19 protein-coding genes and 1 pseudogene are annotated in these 20,740 nt (G+C 68.9%); 5 read left to right on the top strand and 15 right to left on the bottom strand.

The features are described 5' to 3' along the window. Positions 1–743: 743 nt before the first annotated feature. Positions 744–3,323: a Helicase associated domain protein gene (locus ACFWVV_RS12590; protein ID WP_384347202.1), complete on the top strand. Its 2,580-nt coding sequence runs from the start codon at positions 744–746 to the stop codon at positions 3,321–3,323. Further along, positions 3,320–3,616: a hypothetical protein gene (locus tag ACFWVV_RS12585; RefSeq protein WP_384347204.1), complete on the top strand. Its 297-nt coding sequence runs from the start codon at positions 3,320–3,322 to the stop codon at positions 3,614–3,616. Before ACFWVV_RS12590 ends, ACFWVV_RS12585 begins: the two co-directional genes overlap by 4 nt. A gap of 88 nt (positions 3,617–3,704) precedes the next feature. Here ACFWVV_RS12585 and ACFWVV_RS12580 read toward each other — a convergent pair whose 3' ends face one another. From ACFWVV_RS12580 to ACFWVV_RS12535, 10 genes and pseudogenes are all read right to left on the bottom strand, one after another. Continuing rightward, positions 3,705–4,016 (bottom strand): hypothetical protein, encoded by a 312-nt coding sequence (locus ACFWVV_RS12580; RefSeq protein WP_384347206.1) that lies wholly within the window; start codon positions 4,014–4,016, stop codon positions 3,705–3,707. Positions 4,017–4,266: 250 nt separating this feature from the next. Continuing rightward, positions 4,267–4,533 (bottom strand): annotated as a pseudogene (locus ACFWVV_RS12575) (IS630 family transposase); the annotation flags it as partial. A gap of 320 nt (positions 4,534–4,853) precedes the next feature. After that, complete coding sequence (locus ACFWVV_RS12570) at positions 4,854–6,056, bottom strand: heparin lyase I family protein (protein WP_384347209.1); 1,203 nt, start codon at positions 6,054–6,056, stop codon at positions 4,854–4,856. A gap of 404 nt (positions 6,057–6,460) precedes the next feature. After that, positions 6,461–7,312 (bottom strand): hypothetical protein, encoded by an 852-nt coding sequence (locus tag ACFWVV_RS12565; RefSeq protein WP_384347212.1) that lies wholly within the window; start codon positions 7,310–7,312, stop codon positions 6,461–6,463. Between the two features lie 459 nt (positions 7,313–7,771). Further along, entirely contained in the window at positions 7,772–8,521 is a 750-nt protein-coding gene (locus ACFWVV_RS12560; RefSeq protein ID WP_384347598.1) for an ANTAR domain-containing protein, read from the bottom strand. Between the two features lie 183 nt (positions 8,522–8,704). Next, the gene (locus ACFWVV_RS12555) at positions 8,705–9,937 is read right to left on the bottom strand and encodes an IS30 family transposase (protein WP_384347214.1); all 1,233 of its coding nucleotides are present in this window, start codon (positions 9,935–9,937) and stop codon (positions 8,705–8,707) included. 84 nt (positions 9,938–10,021) lie between these two features. Then, entirely contained in the window at positions 10,022–10,273 is a 252-nt protein-coding gene (locus ACFWVV_RS12550) for a type II toxin-antitoxin system RelE/ParE family toxin (RefSeq protein ID WP_384347217.1), read from the bottom strand. After that, a complete protein-coding gene (locus tag ACFWVV_RS12545) occupies positions 10,270–10,524 on the bottom strand; it encodes a type II toxin-antitoxin system Phd/YefM family antitoxin (RefSeq protein ID WP_384347220.1) in 255 nt (84 codons plus the stop codon). The genes ACFWVV_RS12550 and ACFWVV_RS12545 overlap by 4 nt, the downstream gene beginning before the upstream one ends. Positions 10,525–11,089: 565 nt before the next feature. Next, complete coding sequence (locus tag ACFWVV_RS12540) at positions 11,090–11,710, bottom strand: hypothetical protein (RefSeq protein WP_384347223.1); 621 nt, start codon at positions 11,708–11,710, stop codon at positions 11,090–11,092. A 483-nt stretch (positions 11,711–12,193) separates the two neighbouring features. After that, the gene (locus ACFWVV_RS12535; protein ID WP_384422674.1) at positions 12,194–12,700 is read right to left on the bottom strand and encodes an STAS domain-containing protein; all 507 of its coding nucleotides are present in this window, start codon (positions 12,698–12,700) and stop codon (positions 12,194–12,196) included. A gap of 1,434 nt (positions 12,701–14,134) precedes the next feature. Here ACFWVV_RS12535 and ACFWVV_RS12530 point away from each other — a divergent pair. Beyond that, on the top strand, positions 14,135–14,746 hold the full coding sequence (locus tag ACFWVV_RS12530; RefSeq protein ID WP_384347230.1) for a GAF domain-containing protein: 612 nt from the start codon (positions 14,135–14,137) through the stop codon (positions 14,744–14,746). Between the two features lie 116 nt (positions 14,747–14,862). After that, positions 14,863–15,588 carry a GAF domain-containing protein gene (locus tag ACFWVV_RS12525; RefSeq protein ID WP_384347233.1) on the top strand — a complete coding sequence of 242 codons (726 nt, stop codon included), beginning with the start codon at positions 14,863–14,865 and terminating at the stop codon, positions 15,586–15,588. Between the two features lie 423 nt (positions 15,589–16,011). Here the strand turns inward: ACFWVV_RS12525 and ACFWVV_RS12520 are convergent, their stop codons facing one another. From ACFWVV_RS12520 to ACFWVV_RS12500, 5 genes are all read right to left on the bottom strand, one after another. After that, positions 16,012–16,758, bottom strand: a complete 747-nt coding sequence (locus ACFWVV_RS12520; RefSeq protein ID WP_384347236.1) for a GAF domain-containing protein — start codon at positions 16,756–16,758, stop codon at positions 16,012–16,014. 6 nt (positions 16,759–16,764) lie between these two features. Next, the gene (locus tag ACFWVV_RS12515) at positions 16,765–17,499 is read right to left on the bottom strand and encodes a hypothetical protein (protein WP_384347239.1); all 735 of its coding nucleotides are present in this window, start codon (positions 17,497–17,499) and stop codon (positions 16,765–16,767) included. Next, a complete protein-coding gene (locus tag ACFWVV_RS12510; RefSeq protein ID WP_384347242.1) occupies positions 17,496–17,909 on the bottom strand; it encodes a hypothetical protein in 414 nt (137 codons plus the stop codon). Before ACFWVV_RS12510 ends, ACFWVV_RS12515 begins: the two co-directional genes overlap by 4 nt. Positions 17,910–18,308: 399 nt before the next feature. Then, on the bottom strand, positions 18,309–18,557 hold the full coding sequence (locus ACFWVV_RS12505) for an STAS domain-containing protein (protein WP_384422682.1): 249 nt from the start codon (positions 18,555–18,557) through the stop codon (positions 18,309–18,311). 134 nt (positions 18,558–18,691) lie between these two features. Beyond that, a complete protein-coding gene (locus ACFWVV_RS12500; RefSeq protein ID WP_384347245.1) occupies positions 18,692–19,069 on the bottom strand; it encodes a SpoIIE family protein phosphatase in 378 nt (125 codons plus the stop codon). Between the two features lie 972 nt (positions 19,070–20,041). Here ACFWVV_RS12500 and ACFWVV_RS12495 point away from each other — a divergent pair. After that, entirely contained in the window at positions 20,042–20,611 is a 570-nt protein-coding gene (locus ACFWVV_RS12495; protein ID WP_384347248.1) for an EF-hand domain-containing protein, read from the top strand. The last annotated feature ends 129 nt before the right edge of the window (positions 20,612–20,740 follow it).

Genomic DNA, 20,740 nt, shown 5'->3' with positions numbered 1-20,740 from the left:
GTCTGCTCCGCAGACGCGACGCGGAGCCGCTACGCGGCTCATTCCCGTATCGCTCCGCGATACGGGCTGCCGGTCCACTCCGTGGCCCACCAGCGCCGTCGTACGGCTTCGCCGCACGACGAGTCGGCGCGCTGCGCCGACGGGCCTGATCGCTCCGCGATCCGGCCAAGGGTCACGCTCCGCGCGACCCTGAAACGCTGACAGCGGCGACGGGGTAGCGTGCGGGGCGGGGCGGCGCGGCGCGGGAAGCGGAGGAGGCCCGAAGGGTCGGCCACCCGTACTTGCGGCCGCGAAACCCGAACCGGGTCAGGGCCGGAAACGGGCCGAACCCTCCAAACCGCACCCCCGACACTACCAGTTCCGAACACTCCCTACCACTCCCCCAACCCCTGTGCGTCATACTCCAAGGTCCGCTACCTTGGACCCAGAGCACGGACCACCATCCGCCCGGAAAACTCACCGATACTAGCCAAGCTTTATGGCACCTGTTAAAGCCAGAATTCCCACTATGCAGAAGAAAGACCCAAATATTCGGTACATCCAAATATAACCGTTCTCGCTGAGATCAAATTTCAGTCCAAACCGGGCTGAGTTTGCTTTGTTCTTTCGGGCAAGCCTTCGTGCGGAAAGCGCAAATGCAGCACCGAGGATGGTGACGAAGATTGTGATCGCAAGATCCATGGCAGGCCCCCGACTGGTTGCTCGGTCAACGTGCACCACGTATGCCCCAGGGAAGGACCCGCATGTCGAAGGAAGAGCTTCGTCCGCATCAAATCGAGGCTGTTGATGCTGTGCTGCGCCATCTCCAGCTCCCGGCCGGCTCCCCTGTGCCGGAGGAGGGGCTGCGGTGCCAGGTGATCGCGGCGACGGCGTCGGGGAAGACCCGGATCGCTGCGGTGGCCGCTCAGCGGCTCAATGCGCGGCGGGTGCTGGTCCTGGTGCCGACGACGGATCTGTTGGCGCAGATGGCCGCGGAGTGGCGTCGGGCCGGGCGTGCGGGGGCGATGGTCGGTGCGTGTGAGGCGAAGGTCGCGGCGTCCAGTGGGATGCCCTGCACGACCGACGAGGCGGAGCTGTTGTCGTGGGTGGGGGACGACGAGCTGGTGACCGTGTTCTCGACGTACGCGACCGCGACGACGGCCGTGCGGAAGGCGCACGCGCTCGGAATGCGGCCGTTTGACCTGATGGTCGTGGACGAGGCCCACCGCACGTCAGGTGACGCTGAGAAGGCGTGGGCGGCTGTGCACGACCAGTCGAAGATCCCGGCGGTGCGTCGGTTGTACATGACCGCGACAGCCAGGATCTGGGAAGCGGCCGACGAGGCGCAGCGGGCTGGACGGTCGGCACCGCGGTTGATCGCGAGTATGGAGCCTGGGTCGCCCGTCTTTGGCCCGGTGGCTTGGAAGCTGACGCTCTCGCAGGCCATTTCGCGGGGTCTGGTGGCCCCGTACCAGGTGGTGTGTGTGGACATCTCCGACCCGGACCTGCACGCCGCGCAGGTCGGCGGAGACCGGGGTTCGGACGTGGTGCGCGGGGCACGCCTCGCGGCGCTCCAGGCCGGGCTGCTCACGGCAGCCGCGGAGGAGAACCTGCGCAAATGCCTGACCTTCCACTCCCGGGTCAGCGAGGCCGAGGCGATGGCGGAGGGCCTGCCCGGTGTCGCGGCGCGGTTGTACGCGGAGGACCCGAAGCGGTACCACGCGCCGGAGCGGGTGTGGTCGTCGTGGCTGTACGGCGAGCACAAGCCCGGCTACCGCAAGGAGCAGCTGGAGGAGTTCGCGTCGAACGTGATCGAGGTGCCGGACGGGAAGGGCGGCACGGTTTCTTACCCCGCGATGTTCAAGATGATCGCGTCCGTTCGTGTCCTTGGTGAAGGTGTCGATACGAAGGACTGTGATTCTGTCGCTTTCTGTGACGCGCGGGGCTCGATGGTCGACATCGTGCAAATGGTCGGGCGGGCGCTCCGTATGCAGCCCGGTGACGGGAAGATTGCCAGTCTGGTCGTTCCCGTTTTCCTCGCTCCGGGGGAAAGTCCGGATGAAATGCTGACGTCGCCGGGGGCTGAGACCCTCGCGAAGGTCCTGGGGGCGCTGCGGGCACATGACACGGACGTGATCGAAGCCCTCGCCGACTCCCGCCCTCGTACAGGGAGTTGGAAGGGCGACGACATCGGCGAGGGTCGTGACACCGAGGACCAGGAGCAGCAGGGTGAGGCGCAGGGCCCGAGCGCGCCCGCGCGGGAGCTGTTGAAGTTCTCGACGCCGCGTGATCCGGCGGAAGTGGCGCGGTTCGTGGCGCTGCGGGTGCTGCACCCGGAGACCGGCTACTGGCGGTCCGGGCTGGCGGCCGCGGTGCAGTACGCGAAGGAGGTCGCGAAGAACGGGGAGCTGAAGGTTCCGTACGACTACGTCACGCCCGCCGACTGGGCGCCGGGCGGCTTCCCGTTGGGGACCTGGCTGAAGAAGCAGCGCAAGGACTACCGGGCCGGTGACCTGGCCGCGGAGCGGGTGCGGGAGCTGGAGGAGCTCGGGGTGGTGTGGGCGCACCAGGACCATGCCTTCGAGGAAGGACTCACCGCCGCCCGGCACTGGGCTGCAGAGCACGGGCACTTCCTCCCACCGGCCACCGCCGTCTGGGACGGCTACCCCGTCGGGACATGGGCGAAGAACCAACGCACCGCGGCCCGGCTCGCGGACGCTCTCACGCAGCAGTTGGAGGAACAGGGCCTGTCCGAGGGAGCGATCACGGGTGGGCTGTCGCAGGAGCGGCGGGACGCGCTCGATGAGATCGACCCAGGGTGGGCGCCGGCCTGGGACGCGGGCTGGCAGCGCTGCCTGAGGTTGGTGCAGCAGCACCTGGAGCACGGCGGCAGCATGCCGATGGAGGCCGGGGTGGTCGTGGTCCAGGGCGAGGACCTCGGACGATGGGTGCAGGGCTGCCGGTTCGGATGGGAGGCGCTGCTGCCCGCGCAGCAGTGGCTCCTGGAAAACGCGCTCGGGCTCGAGCCGGCACAGGAGTCGGAGCGGCCGGTGAAGCGTACGCAGGACGACAAGTGGATGCTCAACCTCGCGGCGGCGAAGGCGTTCCATGCCCGTGAGGGGCACCTTCAGGTGCCGAGGAAGCATGTGGAGTCCGTGGAGCCGCACGACGTGTTCGGAGGCGCTCAGAGCGGCGCTGACGGCCTTGAGGTGGTGGACGTGAAGTTGGGGATGGTCTTGGACAACATCCGTAAGCGCGCCGACAAGCTCACTGATGAACGCCGGGCCGAGCTGAACGCGTTGGGGATGCGGTGGACGACGGCGAAGAAGGCGGCGGCGCGATGACCACGGACGCGTACACCAGCGGTCCGGTGGACCGGGCAGCAGAGGAGGTACGGGAGGGAGCTGCGGACAGGGTGCTGGCGGTCGCCGTGCGGTCGTACGCCGCGTTCGCGGTCCACGTCCGCTTCGACGACGGCATGACCGAGGAAGTCCTGCCCGTCCTGTGGTCGGTGATCCCGGACAAGGAACGGGAGGCGTACCCGGAGCGGCTGGAGGTGTTCGTGACTCATCGCCGCGATCAACGAATGGCTGTGACCTGCTGGAAGTGTCGGTCCCGCATGTCATTCTGTCGATAGGATCGCCCGCGACCTCACGATCTGGACGGCCGCCCGCGACCTTCCCGGACGGCCTACCCAGACCACCCGCAACCTCTACACCACGCCCCTAGGGGTTCTCGCAATCCACAAAGAACAGGACCAACCCGTCCTCAGCCGGACCAGCACCAGGAAGAATGGCTGATTGGCAGGTGGCGGTGTACGTCTGGCCGAGGAACTTGTAGGTCACGTGGATGGGACCGTCAGGGTCGTTGTCGGTGGAGCGGCAGTTGTAGCCCACGAATTCACCAGCGGCCTGCGTACCGGTCTCGCAGTAAATTGAGCTGGCGGCGGCGGGTCCGGCGGCCAAAATCAGGCCTCCTACTGCAAGAACGGGGGCCGTGGCCAGGGCGAGGGACCTTTTCCATGTACGACGGTTCATGACGCCTCCAGGTGATGATGAGGGCACTCGCTACGTCCCGGACGAGGCGGGTGGGGGCGAACCCAGTACCCGGCCTCACCGCTCACCGTACGCCGCCGGCACACCGACGGCCTGTCCAACACTGCGACCGGCAATAACGGTCCGAGCACCGCCCACTGGTCATCTGAAAGTTCCCCTCGTCCCACACCGAGATCATCACGGCACGAGTCGAGGCATGGACCCCAGTTCTAAAACACGCCCTACTGTAGTCTTCTGGGTCAGGAATTCTGTTCAGATATGAGGCGAGGCGTTCGAGGATCTCGTCCGCGGTCTTGGTCCAGATGTAGGGCCTGGGGTGGGTGTTCCAGGTTTCGATCCAGGTCCGGATGTCCTTCTCCAGGGCTTGGACGGTCTTGTGGGCGCCTCGCCGTATCTGTTTGTTCGTCAGTTCGGCGAACCATCGCTCCACAAGCTTGAGCCAGGACGATCCAGTCGGCGTGAAGTGCAGATGGAACCGCGAGTGGGCCGGTAGCCAGGAGGTGCGCGGCGTCGGCAGGAGCAGCGCGTTGCGCAAGGCGGCCGTGTCGATCAGCTTGCGCGCGCCCAGTTCGGAGCGGTCACGGACCGCCACGTAGACAACCCCTGACGCGCACAAGGCGCGACCAGCGGTGCCTTCCAGCGCATGTCCCACGCTTGCGGCCCTTGCCGGTCGGAGTCCAGGGACATCAGCGCCAAGTACAGGTGGTGCTTTCGTCCCGGACTCCGGTCGGTCTGCACTGCCCGTGCGCGACCCGTCGGTTCAGCGGCCCGGACCCGCCACGGGATGCGGCGGGTCCGGGCCGGCGGGTCCTCGCTCCGCTAGAGACCGAGTGGTTTCGCTTCGGTGATGCTTGCCCAGTCGTTCTCGGGATTCGCCCAGAACGAGATCTTGAGATACCTGGCATCCAGAGCGCCCGAGGTGAAGAGCACGGTCTCCGGCGCCGTGGTCGTGCCGGAACTACGGCCTTCCCACACCTTGGTGTACGACACACCGTCCTGCGATGCGTGAATGGTGTAGTCGTTCCACCGCAGGTCACCACGGTGCCAGGCCACGGTGGCTCCGCAGAGCTGGCGGGGTGCGCCGGTGTCGAGGATGAGTGCGGCGCCGAATCCCTGGCCGGACCAACGGGTCGCCGGGTTGTTGTCGATGGCGTGGGAGGGTGGGTTCGCAGGCTCCGACGTGGTGGCGGACGCGGCGGCGACCGCTGGGGTCCTGGTGCAGGCTCGCTGCGGCGCGACGTCCCTGTGGACGGCGCGTTCGTCACCCAGGCGCAGGGCGTCGTAGTACATCACGCGCTGCGAGGTGCTGGAGGGTGCGCCGGTGTTCCAGTCCCACTTGTAGATTCCGAACTTGAAGTAGGGCGAGCGTGGTCCCCCGTCGTGGGTGGCTCCGGTCCTGTGCACAACGCGTTCGCCGTTCTTCCACACCTGCAGGAGACCGGTGGTGTCCGTACGCCAGGTCACGTGGAAGACCCAGTCGACCCACTCCCCCGTGGTGTAGGCGCCCAGGTCGATGAACTCACCGCGGAAGTCGATCTTCCAACGCCCCTCGTCGGTCATGAGTGCCAAGGGGGGAGAGCCGCCCGGGCACCCGACGTCGCACTGGTGCCACTGGCTCACGATCTCGGCCGAGGTGTCGTGGGCCCAGGTGGAAGCGAGGTTGATGCTGAAGCCGTACCACCGGTCGGCGCCGGCCGGTTGGTCGTCGCGCTGCGAGATCTCGGCCCGCTTGCTGCTGGAAACGACCGGGTCGGATTTACGCAGCTCGAAGCGGGCGGCGTAGGAGCCGTCGCGTGTGGGGCTGGTGACGTTGGTGGCGCCGTACGAGGTGGCCCATTGTTTGTTGAGGTTGGGCGGTGCCGCGGTAGGGAGGACGCGGTCGGCGGACTGCTCCCAGTCGAGGGTGCGTTGCACTCCGGCCGGGTCGGCCGCTGCTGTCTGCGCGGGAGCCAGTGCGACCCCCGCGGCCAGCATCATCGAACTCACCGTGAGTATCCAGGCTTTGACACGTGCTCTCTTCATGCTCGAGCTCCTTCGTAGGATGCCAAGCGGATCCTGCTTCTCGGCCGGCCGTGATAAAGCTGTCCCTCGCGTGTGCGCTCACGGGCGGGCGCGGGACAGCGGGAGGTGCCCCGGCCCGCAGATGAGGGCAGGGGCTGGGTCCGCATGCTCGGTGACAGCGGCTCCAGCTGACCCCTGGTAGTGACTCCGCGGTTGAAGAACTCCCGGTAGCGGGCAATCTTGTCCGCTTCCACGCATAGCACGGGCACGTCCTGGCCCGCCGCGCTGTACACGAGATCGGCGCGCACGCTGCCCTCCGGCGGGGCGGCGAACGTCCCGCCCGTGGGCAGCACCTCATCCCTCGAGGCCGCCACGGACCCGGGCCCGCCGGAAACGGCGGGCTGCGAGGGCGCCGGGTCAGGTGGTCAGCCGGTGCAGTTGGGCACTGCAGGGGCGCTGCCGACGCAGTTGTTGGGGATGTTGGCGGTGATGGGTGTGTTGGTGGTGGTCATCGTTCCGCCGGATCGGTGGACGCCGCCCGCGGTGAGCACGGCGCTGTTGGAGGTCACGGTGGTGTCGGTGAGGGTGGTCGCGGTGGAGTTGTTCGCCGCGATGCCGCCGCCCTGCGTCCCGGCGGCGTTGCCGATGATGAACAGTGGGCTGCCCGTCACACCGGTGGTCGTCAGGGTGCCCCTGACGCCGTTGTAGATGCCGCCTCCCTGCAGCAGTGCGGTGTTGTCGGAGACGGGGCTGCGCGTGAGCGTCGCGGCGGGTGCGGTCCCGTTGGGGGTGTCGGCGTTGGCCAGGCCGCCTCCGTTCAGTGTCGCGGTGTTGCCGGTCAGGCTGCTGACGGTGAGGGTGACGGCGCCGGAGTTCAGGATGCCGCCGCCACTGCCGACGACGCTCCCGCCCGTGAACGCGACGCCCGTCGTGAGGGTCAGGGAGCCTTTGCTGCTGACTTCGGCGATACGGAAGGGCAGCAGTGAGGAACGGGTGACGGTCGCGGGGCCGAGCATTTCAATGCGGGAGGTGATGACCGGCAGTGCGTTGGCCAACCCACCGTGCGGGGAGGTCATCGCGTAGGTGCAGCCCGATGCGAGGACGAGGGTGTCGGGGGCGCTGGTGGAGTTGGCGAGGTTGACCGCGGCGACCAGGGCGTTCTCGCTGCACGCCACGGGTATGGTGGCGGCGTGCGCCGCGGTGGTGGTGGCGGCCAGCCCTCCGGCCACGACAGTGGTGAGGGCCATGATCCGGACGATGGTGCGGACACGTCGCATGACGCCGCCTCTTTTTTTGAAACCGAACGGGATCCTGCGCGGCGCGGCGCGCCGCGAGGTCAGTTCTACGCGTGGAGCCGTCGCTCAGACTCGCCGGTCAGGACTGGCCCCACAAGGGCGTAGGGGGGCGGTCCGGCGGGATTCCTCTCACGCCGGAGTGCACGCCCCGCGTCCTACGGGGTGGAACGCCGCCACGAGACGGATCTCTTTCGCCGGTGGTTGGGGGGCGACCTTCTGGTCCCGGTCGTTCTTGGGCTTCTGGGATCTGGCCGCCCCGGGCCTGACGTCTGCCCGGACACCAGTGAGAAGGGTCCTGCCCGAGAAGGGTTCTGCCTCATGGCCTCGTAGCGTGTTCGGGCCGTCTTGTCGCGCACGCGCGGAGTGGTCGTAGTCCGGCCGGCCGTCCGGTCCCGTCATTACGCCCCGCCAACGGGCCGTCGAGGGGCGGGCGAACGAGGGCTAGCCGGGAGTGTCACGGTCATCTTCGAGGCGCAGGCGCCCGGCGAGGATGTCACGCGCGACGTCCTTGAGGAGCTGCTGGTGGCTGAAGGCGTGGGCGCGCATCCGGGCCAGGGCCTCGGAGACGGTGACGTTGCTGTCCTCGGCGGCGGTGCCTGCCGCTTGGTGCACGACGGGCGGATAGCCCACCGGGCCCGTCTGCGGAGCCGCCTGTTCCCAGCCGATCAGCGCCGGCTGGAAGTCCACAGTCAGGAGAGCGAGGATCCTGGCGTAGGCACCGAGCAGGTTTCGATGCGCCGGGTCGAGAGGGAGGGCGGTGGTGCGATAGATGTCCACGGCGCCGACGGGGACACCACCGCCCACCAGCAGCGGCACAGCCACTACGCGGCGAATACCCAGTTCACCGGCCGTCCGCGTGAAGACCGGCCACTTCCCGGAAACGGACTGCAACTCCGCTTCCACCATCCTGCGGTGCCGGTACGCCTCCGTACACGGGCCCTCCCCCGCCACCAGCTGCGCGTCCTCCAGACGGTGACTGCGCTCATCGACGGCATAGACCACCGACCGGATCTCACCCGACGTGATGGCGCTGAGTCCCAGGCCGTCCGCGCCCACGTCTTCCATGCATGCCGTCACGGCCGACGGCAACGCCACCACCTGGCCGGAACCACGCGCAACCTCCACCACGCGCTCCCAGGCCGCCATGCTCTCCCGCACATCCATACCCAGTCCCATGCCCTCCTGGAGCACGGTCAAGCCCCGCCCCTTCATTGACCAGCACAAACAAGGAAAGTCTCCGCGCCAATCACAGTCCGGCGCTTCCGCACCCCACGCGTTCGACACCGTCCCATGTCAACGCGCTGAACTCGGCAGGCATGTACGCGGCCCGCCGGTTCACCGGGGCGAATTCCAGGGGTCGTAGCAACACAATGATCAACTGGCTGTGGCCAGGAGCTTAGCGAGACGCTCGGCTGGGGTTTCCCAGCCGAGCGTTTTGCGTGGGCGGCCGTTGAGTTCTGCGGCGACGGCGTCCAGGTGTTCGCGGGTGTGGACCGAAAGGTCGGTGCCCTTGGGGAAGTACTGCCGCAGCAGCCCGTTCGTGTTCTCGTTGGAGCCGCGTTGCCAGGGACTGCCGGGGTCGCAGAAGTAGACCGGCATCTTCGTGGCCATGCTGAACTGCTGGTGGAGGTGCATCTCGGAGCCTTGGTCCCAGGTGAGTGAGCGTCGCAGCCGAGCAGGGAGAGCGGAGACGGTCTGGACGAGCGCGTCGCGGACCAGGGCGGGGTGCCGGCCGTCGGGCAGGTGGACGAGAGCGACGAATCGGCTGGAGCGCTCCACCAGCGTTCCGATGGCGGACTTGTTCGTCCTGCCGATGATGAGGTCGCCTTCCCAGTGCCCGGGGACCGCGCGGTCAGCTGCCTCGGGTGGCCGCTCGCTGATCATCACCATGTCCTTCGCCATGCGGGGCTGACGCCTGGAGGACTGGCGGTGCGGCCGGCGCATGGTCCGGCCAGTTCGCAGCGCGTGAGTCAGTTCGCGGCGGAGCTCTCCGCGGCCTTGGACGTAGAGGGCCTGGTAGATCGTCTCGTGAACCACGTGCATCTCCGGCCGGTCGGCAAAGCGGGCCCGTAGAGCCTGGCAGATCTGTTCCGGGCTCCAACGGCGCTCAAGATGCTCCTGGATGAAGTTCCGCAGCTCGGGGTTCTGGCTGATCTTCCCGGGCTTGGGACGGGACCGGCGGGCTTCGGCGCGGGTCTGGGCGGCGTAGGGGCGGTAGTGCCACTGGCCACGTGGATCGGCGGTGCGGTTGCGGCGTATCTCCCGGCTGATCGTGGACGGGCTGCGGTTCAGCTCGGCCGCAATCGCGCGGATTGAAGCCTTCTCCCGCAGCCGGTCCGCTATCTGTATGCGCTCTTCCTCGCGCAGATACCGCCCGGAGGTCGCAGAGGCCGGCGCCACCGGGCGAACCGGTGGCGCCGCTGCCGTGCGCCCTGACGCATTGCGTCCGTTGCGCCAACGTCTGCCGGTCTTGGGGTTGATCCCGACGATCCGGCATGCCTCGTTATTGCTGTACCCCTGCTTCACGAGCCGGAAGTATGCAGCTCGCTCGGCAGAGAGCGGCCTGCGGCCCCGGTTGACGGTCCGATCCCTGGTCTTGAAGTCCATCGCACCCCTTGAGCTGGGGTGTTGCAACGACCACTAGAACGGAAGCCGGTCGGCGGTCCGGGCCGTTCGCGTGGGCGCGTTGTGTCAGCCGGTTCGCCCGATGTGGATGACCACGATGGTGACCGTCTCGTCCTTGATCTCGTACAGGACCCGGTAGCGGCCCACGTGCATCCGGCGCAGGTCCGGCGACCCGTACTCGGCGGTGCCTGCGGGCCGGGGCTGTTCCGCGAGGAGATCGACGGCGTCCATCAGCTGGCGCAGGCCGTCCTGGTCGTCCTTGAGGAACCGGGCGGCCGCGTCGATCGCGGCTTCGTCCCACAGGAGCGTGTAGGTCAAGAACGCTCCAGCCCGAGCCGGGTGCGTACTTCATCCTGCGGGACACCGGCTGCGGTACCGGCCGCCTGGCGGTTGCGGTACTGCGCCAGGGCGAGCGCGTCCTCCAGGTCCGCGAGTTCCTGCGGATTGATCAGGACGGCTGCGGGCTGGCCGTGGTCGGTGATGGTGATCCGCTCGCGCGCGTGGGACGCACGGCGTACCAGGGCCCCGAAGGTGGCGCGTGCCTCGGTGATCGGCAAAGTGTCACTCATGTACACGACTGTGCACTTCCCGCGCCTTTACGGGGGGTTTCGTGCAGGCTTCAGTCTCGGTGGATTGCGCGTACCTGGTCCCGGCAGCGGGGATGCGTCCAGCCCGGGCCGGCGGCGGAGTAGGTAATTGGCCGCCGGGTGCAGGATGTGGAGATGCATTGCCACCGAGAGGCACTGTCCCCCGAGAGCGCTGACGCTGCCTCAATGCCGCAGCAAGCCGCGCGGCGGCGGCGGCGTGCGACGGCTCGGGCTCTCCCGCGCCACAGGGAAGACTTTCGTGCGGCCGCTGCGATCGGCTGGCAGCCGTCGTGGGATCGGTGTGCGTGTGTCTGGATCCAGGTGTCCTGTCAGCGGGTGGCGGGTGAAGTCCGGAGTTTTGGTCTCCGCGGAGCGGTTGGCGGCCTGGTGAGCACGAGCGGCGGGTGGCGGTGCTGGGCTGTGACAGCACGTTGCCCGGCTGAGGGTTGTCAGCCGGGCAGCGTGTTTGGGCTGTGGTCAGACGGTGCGGGTCAGGGTCAGCGGGGGCTGGCTGCCCTCAGCATTCCGGTTGTCTGACCGAGGTGGTTCAGCAGGGGAGGGTGGAATTTCCGGCCGCGCCGGTGGCGCCGGTGGTGCCGTTGGAGGTGGAGGTGGCGGCGGTGCCGTTGCCGCCGGGCTTGCCGGGGCAGACCGGGCTGGCAGCTCCGCCGGCGCCGCCCTGGCCGCCCTTGTAGCCGCCTCCGGCTGTGGCCGCGCCGCCGTTGCCGCCCTTGCCGCCGTGGATACCGGCGCCCGCGTTGCCGACGCCGCCTACCCCGCCTTTGCCGCCGGTGCCGCCGAGTGAGGCGCTGCCGCCGGTGCCTCCGGCGCCGCCGTTGCCGTTGGCGCCGCCCGCGCCGCCCGTTCCGCCGGCGCCGCCGACGCTCGCCGTGCCGGTGGCGTTGCCGCCGTTGCCCCCGTTGCCGCCGTTGCCGTTCGCGCCCGCAGCGCCACCGGTGCCGCCGAGGCCACCGAGCCCGCCGCTGGTCCCGACACCGTTGGCACCGTTGGCGCCGGGGAATCCCAGGACCCCCAGTGCGGAGTGGACCCGGGCACTACTTGCACCGGACTGGGCGGAAGCGAGAGCCGGAGTGAAGGTGAGGCCCGCTACGGCGATCGAAGCGATCAGGAAGGTCCGTGCAGTGGCCGTGCTGCGCATGAAGCGCATGGCATACATCCTTCGGTTTGCCGCCGGAGAAAATCCCCGGCTGACAGACACCAACGTAGGCGCAACCCACCGCGCACCGCGCCCAAAGAATGCTTAATTGTCTTTAAATAGACTGATCTCTCAAACTTTGGCCGTAAATTCCAAAACGTTACTTTTCGCCGTTTTTTAATTTTTGCGCCTTTCGTCAGAATTGGTGTTTCCGTTCCCCTTACCGGGGAACGGCGCATTTCTCTCTGCACCGCGCCGGGTGCGGAAGAGATCCGAATTTGTGCGGCTCATGCGCACCGTCCGCTGACCTTCAGGCTGACGAGGCGGCGAGCTCCGGACGGCATACAGGGGGTCACCTCCCGGGGGTCAAAGGCGCATGCAGCTGCCGCCACGCGTCCCGGGCGGTCGCACACAGCCGAGGTAACCAGGCAGGGCGCGGAACGGGCGGGAGCCGTCATTGGTGTGACAGCTCCCGCCCGGCTGCTGGGCCCGGGGTCAGGGCTGCTGACGGCGCCTCACACCCAGAACCGGCCTACGTGCGGGGGACGTCGGCGCAACGGGGCAGGCCGACCGTGGTTCAGCGGTGGCGTCCGCCCGCCCGGTGGTGATCGCGTCGCGGAGGGTGGAGGTCGGCGGGTGCGGTGCGCTCAGCCCGGCCAGGTGCAGGACGCGCAGGTGCCAGCGGTCCGTACACACCAGCGTGAAGGAGCCCCCACCAGTGCGGACCTGTTCACAGGCACCGTGCAGGAGGTCGAGGAGGGAGCTGTCGAAGAAGGTGGCCGGACGCAGATCCACAACAAGGCGCGCGCCACCGGGTGCGACTGCCTGTTGGAGGTGGTCGCGCAGTGGGGGGACGGTGGCGAGGTCGGCTTCGCCGTGGATTTCGATCACGGTGATGCCCTCGTCAGGCAGGATGCGGATACGGGCAAGCTCCGTGGGAGGCCACGTGTCGGCCAGCGGCCAAGCCAAGCTGGGGTCCGGCGGGACAGGGCGGAACGACATGCGCATCAAAGCCCCCAGGGTGCGGCAGCCCCGCACAGCGGGGCAGGCGGTCAGTAGCACTCACCAAGGGCTGGGGTGAAGAGCGTCCACTCTAGGAGCCCGTTGAGCGCAGGAACGAAAATCCTTCTCCAGCGCACTCCTACGGGTGACCGTTCTGCGAAACCCCACCATGAGGGTTGACTCCGTGCAGCGCGCAGAGACCCGTCCGCTCCGCGGGCCGATCGCGGAACGATTACCCACAGGCCACCCAGCGCTTCGGCCGCCCTGCAGCGCGGGGGGCGCTGCGCCCTGCGGCTGCCCCGCCGTGCCGTCGGACCTGGTACGGCCGGGCAGGAAGTGGTCCGCTCAGGTCGGCGAGGGCCGCGGGCACCGCCTGGCGGCAGGGGGCGGCCGTGATGTCCACGCGTACGTGCGGAGTGCAGGCGCCGCACCCGGGGCGTTACGCGGAGGCGGTACTTCCATGACGCTGTGAGGGGAATTGCCGGATTCTCCCGACCGGCACGGTCAGGGAGCTGCAAAGGAGAGGAGGGTGGGAGCGGCGGCCGCCCCGGCCGCCGCTCGGGTGGAAGGAGGTCGTGGACATGCAGGCTCTTCCCTCACCGGGCCAGTGCAGAGCCATCGAGGAGATCGTGGCAGCCGTCCGGGAGGGGCACGAGCAGCGGATCGGGGTGCTGCTGGAGAAGTTCACCGAGGACGCCGACCTTCCCTCGCTCTGCGCCAGGCTCTCGAGATCAGCCGGCAACTCCCGCCCCCGCACCGGTAGAACGGGGCGGCGGGAGTGCAGAAGCCGGGCTGCGGTGTCCCGGCCCTTGCAGGAGGGGGCCGGGACACCGCGCGGTACGTAGCCGTTGCCGGTGCGCGGATACCTGCCCCGAGGTGGAGGCCGTCCGTACCGGAACAGCCCTACCGGGCGGCGGCATGCACGACTGGGCCCGCGCGGGTTGTGGCCGTGCTGCGAAGTGGGGTGGGGTGGTGGCTGCAGCTGAAGGTGGATTCCGGCCGCCGCCGGGTTCGCCACGGCGGCGGCCGGGCGCAAGGGGCCCTCCGATGGGTCTTCCCCTCGCGCACATGCCCTCGCAGGCGGGCCTGGGACAGCGGGAGTTGCCCCGGCCCGCGATGAGGGCAGGGGCTGGGACCGCGCACAGGATGGCAGCGGCTCCAGCAGGTCCTCAGCAGGGTGACGCGGCCCGGGGGCTGGGAGCCGTGATGTACGGGCAGAGCCCGACGTCTGTCACCCACGGTAGAAAACAGGGAGCAGCAGCGGAAGCCAACCGGCGGGCTTGGCCGGTTCCCGTCCACGCGCCGGGTACCAAGTCTTCGCACGGCTACACCGCGTGACGTGGTGGCGAGTAGGCTCGATGGATATGACAGGGTGCACGCCCGCCAGGGTCTCCGCAGGAGGCGGCCCCGCACGCAAGGAGTGCGGTGGGGTGGGTGATCAGTGACGCCATGGCCGCAGTCCTGCCACGCCTGAAAGCCGCCGATCCCGCTCTCGTCGAGGACTGCGCCCACATCCTGGGCGCCGACGGTCTCGCGGTGTCGGCGCTGCTGGAAGACGGCGGCCGCGAAGTCCTGTGGGCCAGCGCCGGGGCGGGTGCCCGGTTCGAGGAGCTCCAGTTCACGCTGGGCGAGGGCCCTGGGCCCGACGCCGCCCGCACGGGCGTTGCCGTCCTGGTGAGTGATGTGGGGGCGGTGCGCCAGGACCGGTGGCCGGCCCTGCTGCCCGCCCTCGCTGAGCACCCGGTCGGTGCGGTGTTCTGCTTCCCGCTCAGCCTCGGGGCGATCACCGTGGGAGTCCTGACCCTGATCCGTGAAAACCGGGGAGTGCTGAATGCCTCGGAGATGGATGACGCCCTCGTCCTGGCCTCCGCGCTGACCGCACTCCTGCTGGGCGGCGAGCAGAACCTGCTCGAACCCCTCAGCACCGGATCCTCCGAGGACGCCGTATTGCACCAGGCGGTGGTTCACCAGGCCACCGGCATGGTCAGCGTCCAGCTCAGCGTGCGGCTGAGCGAGGCGCTCCTGTACCTACGGGCCCACGCCTAGAGGCACAACACGCCCCTCGGCGGCGACGTGGCCCAGGACGTCATCGTCCGACGCCTGCGCTTCGCCCCACCCGCACCCGTACCGACCACACCCGAAGACCCTGAGGATGATGCCTGATGACCACGGCACGTGAACAGCGCCTGACAGAGGTCTTCGTCGAGGTCGCCGACACACTCGTCGAGGACTTCGACTTCCTCGACTTCCTCCACCGCCTCTCCCAACGCCGCGTGGAACTCCTGAACGTGTCCGCCGCGGGCATCCTCCTCGCCGACACCCACGGGGAACTCCGCCTGGTCGCGGCATCCGACGAACAGACCCGCCTGCTGGAGCTGTTCGCCCTCCAGCACGACCAGGGCCCCTGCGTGGAGTGCTACCGCACCGGGGTTCCGGGCATCAACATCGACCTCGCCCACCCGGCGGCAACCCTGGGCTGGGACCGGTTCGCCGCGCGCGCCCGCCAGAGCGGCTTCGCCACCACCCACGCCGTGCCCCTGCGCCTGCGCGACAGGGTCGTCGGCGCCCTCAACCTCTTCCACACCGACACCCACCACCTCTCCGACCAGGACGCCGTCCTCGCCCAGGCCCTCGCCGACATCGCCACCATCGCCATCCTCCAGCAGCGCACCCTGGAAGCCAGCCAGACCGAAGCCACCCAGCTGCAGGCCGCCCTCACCAGCCGCATCCTCGAACAAGCCAAAGGCATCCTCGCCGAACGCCTCAACCTCACCCCCGACCAAGCCTTCACCCTCTTCCGTGCGCACGCACGCTCGCATCAGCAGGGCCTGTCCGACACCGCACGCCAGATCATCGACGGCACTCTCACGCTCACCACCAACCCTTGAGAACCACCCCCGAGGGAGGGGCGCGCCCGCATTCAGGCCACGCCCTCACACGACATGCGCTTCAGGCGCGAAGTGGATGCCGGGCGTCGCCATTCTCCACTTCAAGCCTGCCCCTGGAAGTCCGTGCAACCACCGGTGTCCCTGCCGTGTCCTTCTCGTTTTCGTACGAGGTGGTGCACGTTCACTTGTACGCCGACACATGACGCCGCCTCTTCGCAACCGAACGGTCCGCCGCCACTCTGGCCGCGTTCGGGTCTGCTCGAGCCGTGGCCGATCCATGCAGCAGCTGTGCATACATCTCGCGCATAACAGCACAGATCTGCGATGTTATGCAGCCGCCGGGACGGACCCAAGGCCTTGCTCTGCCCCGGGGAAGCGGACGCCGCTGCATAACCCCGACACCGACGGCCCGCGCGGCTGGGGTCAGGTCTTTGGTGGGGCGGTCGGGTGGGGGATCTGGTCGGTGTCGATCTGACCGTCGATGATTTGTTGGGCGAGGCGGGTGAGCTGGTGGTGGTGGGAGCGGGCGTAGGTGCGGAAGGCGGTGAAGGACTCGTCGACGCTCAGTTGCCAGCGTTCGGCGAGGATGCCCTTGACTTGTTCCAGGGTGATGCGGCTGGTGAGGGCGTACTGGAGTTGGCCGCGTTCGAGTTCGGCGGCGGCCAGGGTGCGCTGCTGCAGGATCGAGATGGTCGCCAGGTCCGCGAGTGCCTTGGCGAGTTGGATGTCCGGGGGGCTGAGGGTGTTGGGGGCGGTCTGGAACAGGCCCATGACGCCGATGACCTGGCCGCGCAGTTGCATCGGGATGGCGCTTGCGGCGACGAAGCCGGTGGTCTGGGCAGCTTTGGCGAACTGCGGCCAGTGGGCGGTGGCTTGGGGGTCGTGCAGGTTGAGGTTGGTGGCGGGGGTGCCGCTGCGGTAGGCGTCGACGCAGGGGCCCTGGTCGTGCTGCAGGGCGAAGAGTTCCAGGAGGCGGGTGTGCTCGTCGGAGGCGGCCAGGACCTGCAAGTGTTCGTGCTGGTCGGCCAGCAGGATGCCGACGGCGGCCACGTCCAGGAGTTCCATGGAGCGTGTGGAGAGCTGCTGGAGGTGGTCGATGAGGTCGAAGTCGGCGGTCAGGGAGTCGGCGACCTCCACGACGATGTTGGTGAGTTGCTGTTCGCGGGTCATGGCGAATCAGTCCTTGTCCGCGAGGGCCCCGGGGGTGCCCTCGCCGTTGCCGGAGTGGTCCAGGCGCAGCCGCCGGGCCACGATGTCCTGGGCGGTTTCGGTGAGGGGGCGGCCGCTGCTGTAGGTATGCGCGCGCAGCCGCAGCAGGGCGGCGGGCAGCGGAAGGGAGAGCTGGACGCTGAGCATGCCGGTGGCCTGGTGGACCACCGCGTGCTCCAGGTCGCACAGCAAGTCCAGTGGGTCCAGGCCGGTGGTTTCCGGCTCCTGGTGGTTCAGGCACCGGGCGGTCAGGGCTGCGGCCAGGACCAGCGCGTCGTCGGCCTGCCCGGGGGTGAGCCGGCCGGGGGTGTCACGGACCGCGGTCAGCACCCCGACCTTGATCGCCCCGATAGTCATGGGAAAGCAGAACAGTGCCCGCGCGGTGAGGCCCGGGGCCTCCATGGCCAGCGCGGGCCAGCGCCGGGCGCTGACACTTGCCAGGTCCGGTACCCAGACCATGGCGCCGGTGCGCACCGTGTCGGGGCCGGGGCCTTCTCCCAGGGTGAGCTGCAGGTCCTGGAACTGGCGGGCGGTGCCGTCGGTGCACCACAGGAGTTCGGTGAGGTCGCCGGTGGTCACCAGGGACACCGCCAGGCCGTCCATGCCCAGCGCGCCGGCCGCAGCCTCGGCGGTGTCGGTGAGCGACCCGGGGCCCTTGGTCTGCAGCAGGCCCAGGACCGTGGCCATCTCGTCGCTGATCACCCGCTCACCCCGCCATCGGCACACCGGGCAGGAGCCGGGCGTGGACACTGCCGGTGGGCGCCCAGCAGGGTCATGGCCGGGGGCACCCGGTCTCTTGCGCAGGCCTGGTGCGGGCGCCGGGCCCCGGCACCGACCTCCCTCACCAGTGCCGGCTGCCGGGGCGCACGGCGCCAACCAGCCGGGTGGACGACCCCGTGCTCGCGGTGACCCACGAGCGTGGCCAGGCAGACCATGGCGAAAAGGTGGCAGTCGCACCACAGCAGCGGGATGCGCCACAGCGCCAGCGCCTCACCCTCACCCTCACCCGCGGACAGCGCATCCCCGAACGGGCGGACCCCGGGTTCCCGTACCCCTGCGGGCCGTACCGGCCCTCTGGGGCCTGAGACCTGCGCCTGGACGGTCGTGTTCATGCGGCCCTCCCTGCATGCGCTCGACAGCGGCACGAAGCCGCTCAGCAGCCACATCAGGGTCCGGGATGCAGTAGTACCAGCGTAGTCATGACTACCCCGCCCGGACGGGAATAGGCAGCCATACGCAACTGCCCGAACGCCCAGCCCGTCCGTTGGCGAGCACCGCACGTGCGCCGGGGGGTGACAGGCTGTCAGCGCTCCAGGCAGATGAAGAAGCGGGCGTGGACGGCCGAGGGGGACTGAGTGTCGGCGGGCGGCGAGAGGAAGGGTGGCGGGGGGTGCCGCTGCACGGCGTTCGCTGTGTCACTCCGTCCGGGGAGCGGACGCGCGCGCGTTGCGACCCGGTTCATCGGCCCTAACGCGCGCTGAGCCAGCCGTTTCTGTCTGCGGGCTGTGTGCTCAGGCGGTGGTGCGGTCGCCTTGGTACGCGGTCAGTGCGGCGTCGACGTTGGGGTGGGCGGGCAGCAGGGTGTCCATGCCGGTGACGTGGAGGAGACGGCCGAGTCGGTCCGGGATGGCTGCCAGGGTCAGGGAGCCGTTGGCTTCTTTGGCGCAGCGCCAGATGCCGATGAGGGCGCCGAGTCCGGAGGAGTCGCAGAAGGTGACGCCGCCCAGGTCGGCGACCAGGTGGGGGTGCCCGTCGGCGATGAGGTTCAGGGCGCGGGCTCATACGGCGGGTGCGGTAACGATGTCGAATTCGCCGGACAGTCTGATCACGGCCAGGGTGCCGTCGGTGTGCGGGACGTCGATGTGCAGTGCGTCGGTCATGGGCGTCGGTTCTCCTACCCGACGGAAGTGTCGACGGTCGGGGCGGCGGCGCTGTGAGCGGTGGTGGTAATGCCTGAGGGAGCGGCATCGCAGGTGGGGACGGACAAGGCCAGCAGGGCCACGTCGTCGCGTTCGGTGTCGGGGAGGGTGTCTAGGAGGGCGACGGTGTCCTCGATCAGGGCTTTGGCACTGACCGGTGCCGGGCGTTGGGCCAGGAAGTGGGTCAGGCCGATGCCCGCGAGCATGTCGCCGTCGGCGGTGCGGGCTTCGGTGAGTCCGTCGGTGTCGAGCAGCAGTCCCTGGCCGGGGGTCAGGTGCAGGGTGCGTGAGGCGAAGGTGGCTTCGGCGAACGCACCGAACAGCATGCCGCCCTGGGCACGTGCCGCCTCCACTCGCAGACCGCCGTCTGGGGTGGGGCTGAGGTGGTAGGCGGGCGGCGTTCCTGTTCGGCGCGCACGACGTGCAGTGCCGACAGCCGCAGTTCCAGCTGATCGCGCACCACAGCGGCCGGTCCGCGAGCGTGGCCGCATCGGCCTCGCTGATCTCGCGGGGGCGGGTGTCCAGAACATTGACCGTGCCCAGCCGGTACCCGTCCGCGGTGACGAGGGGGGGCGGCGGCGTAGAACCGTACCCCCATCGGGCCCGCGACCAGCGGGTTGGAGCAGGCCACCGGATCGAGCAGGGTGTCGGGGATGACGGTCGTGTCATCGCTGAGCACCGCCGAGGCGCACAGGCCCGGATCGCGGCCGATCTCGGTCACGCCCTCCAGGCCGTGCGTGGCCTTGAACGAGATCCGGTCCTCGTCCACGATCGTTACCGTCGCCATCGGCACCCCGACAGCCGCGCCGCCAGCGCCGCCACCCGGTCGTAGGCGCCGTCCGGAGGGGTGTCGAGAATGTCGTAACGGCGCACCGCCGCCATCCGCACCGCCTCCACCGGCCCAGCCGAGGACCCGTTCGGGGATATCGCAGACGGACTCGCTTGTTGCGGCTCGTTCCTCGTCTCACTCACCCCCCGGCACACCGGCCGGACAGCCAGCACCCCGGAACTCTACCGAGCACCCCCGCGCCACCCGATCTGGTGACCGAGAGGGCCGCCCGTCCAGCCAAGGTCGCTCAGAACGGCGCTGACGGCCTTGAGTGAAGTGGTGGAGGTGGGACGGGTCGGCGTGACGCGGGGGCGGGCGGCGTGCCCGCCGACGGCGAAGCACCACGGTGTGGCCCTTCACTTCACCCTCTTTCACTCGTAGGTGTATGACATGCGGAATCCGCCCCGGTATTTTCTGCGGTAAGTACCGTCGAAGTGGCAGGTGTTCCCTTTTTTGGTGCCTGTCACTTCTGTTCGGCTACCCGCAGGGAGCGGCATTGTCTGGCAAGGATTTCCTCACCTCGAAGATCGAGCAGGGCTTCGATCAGCTCGACGCGAACGGCAACGGCATCCTCACCGAGGACGACCACGTGGAGATGGGTCGTCGGGTGGCGATCTCGCTCGGCCATTCCGCGGGTTCCCCGCAGGCGGATCAGATCATCGGTGCCTACACCACCATCTGGCGGGACGTGCACGCTCCTTTCGTCCCGGCCGGGAGCCAGGGCATCTCCAAGAGCCAGTTCGTCGCCTCGACCCGTACGCTGGCAGACGACTCCGAAGCCGCCAGGGCAGCCCTTGGAGCGCTCGCCGAAACCTACCTGGCCATCGCCGACATCAACCAGGACGGCCAGATCAGCCCCGAGGAGTTCCTCGCGTTCCAGCGCGGGCACTTCCCTCAGCTCACCGAGGCAATGGCAGCCGAGGCATTCAGCCATCTCGACACTGACGGCGACGGAATGCTCTCACCCGACGAATTCACCAACGCTGTCATCGAGTTCTGGTCCAGCACAGCCCCCCACGCCACCGGCAACTGGTGGATGGGACGCCCCCCGTCCCCACAAAGCTGAACCAGCCGCGCCGCCTTCCCGCAGATGCACCAGCCGCTCACCCCCGGGCAGAGCCTGCTGATACTGCGGGACGCCCACAACGGCGCGCAGCTCAGCAGCAGCCAGGGTGCTCGCTTGCATCAGACCACT

This window comes from Streptomyces sp. NPDC058663 (genome assembly GCF_042716745.1).
In the GTDB taxonomy this organism is placed as follows: domain Bacteria; phylum Actinomycetota; class Actinomycetes; order Streptomycetales; family Streptomycetaceae; genus Streptomyces.
Note: the sequence above shows the minus strand (reverse complement) of the source record. Positions and strands in the feature narration are given on the sequence as shown.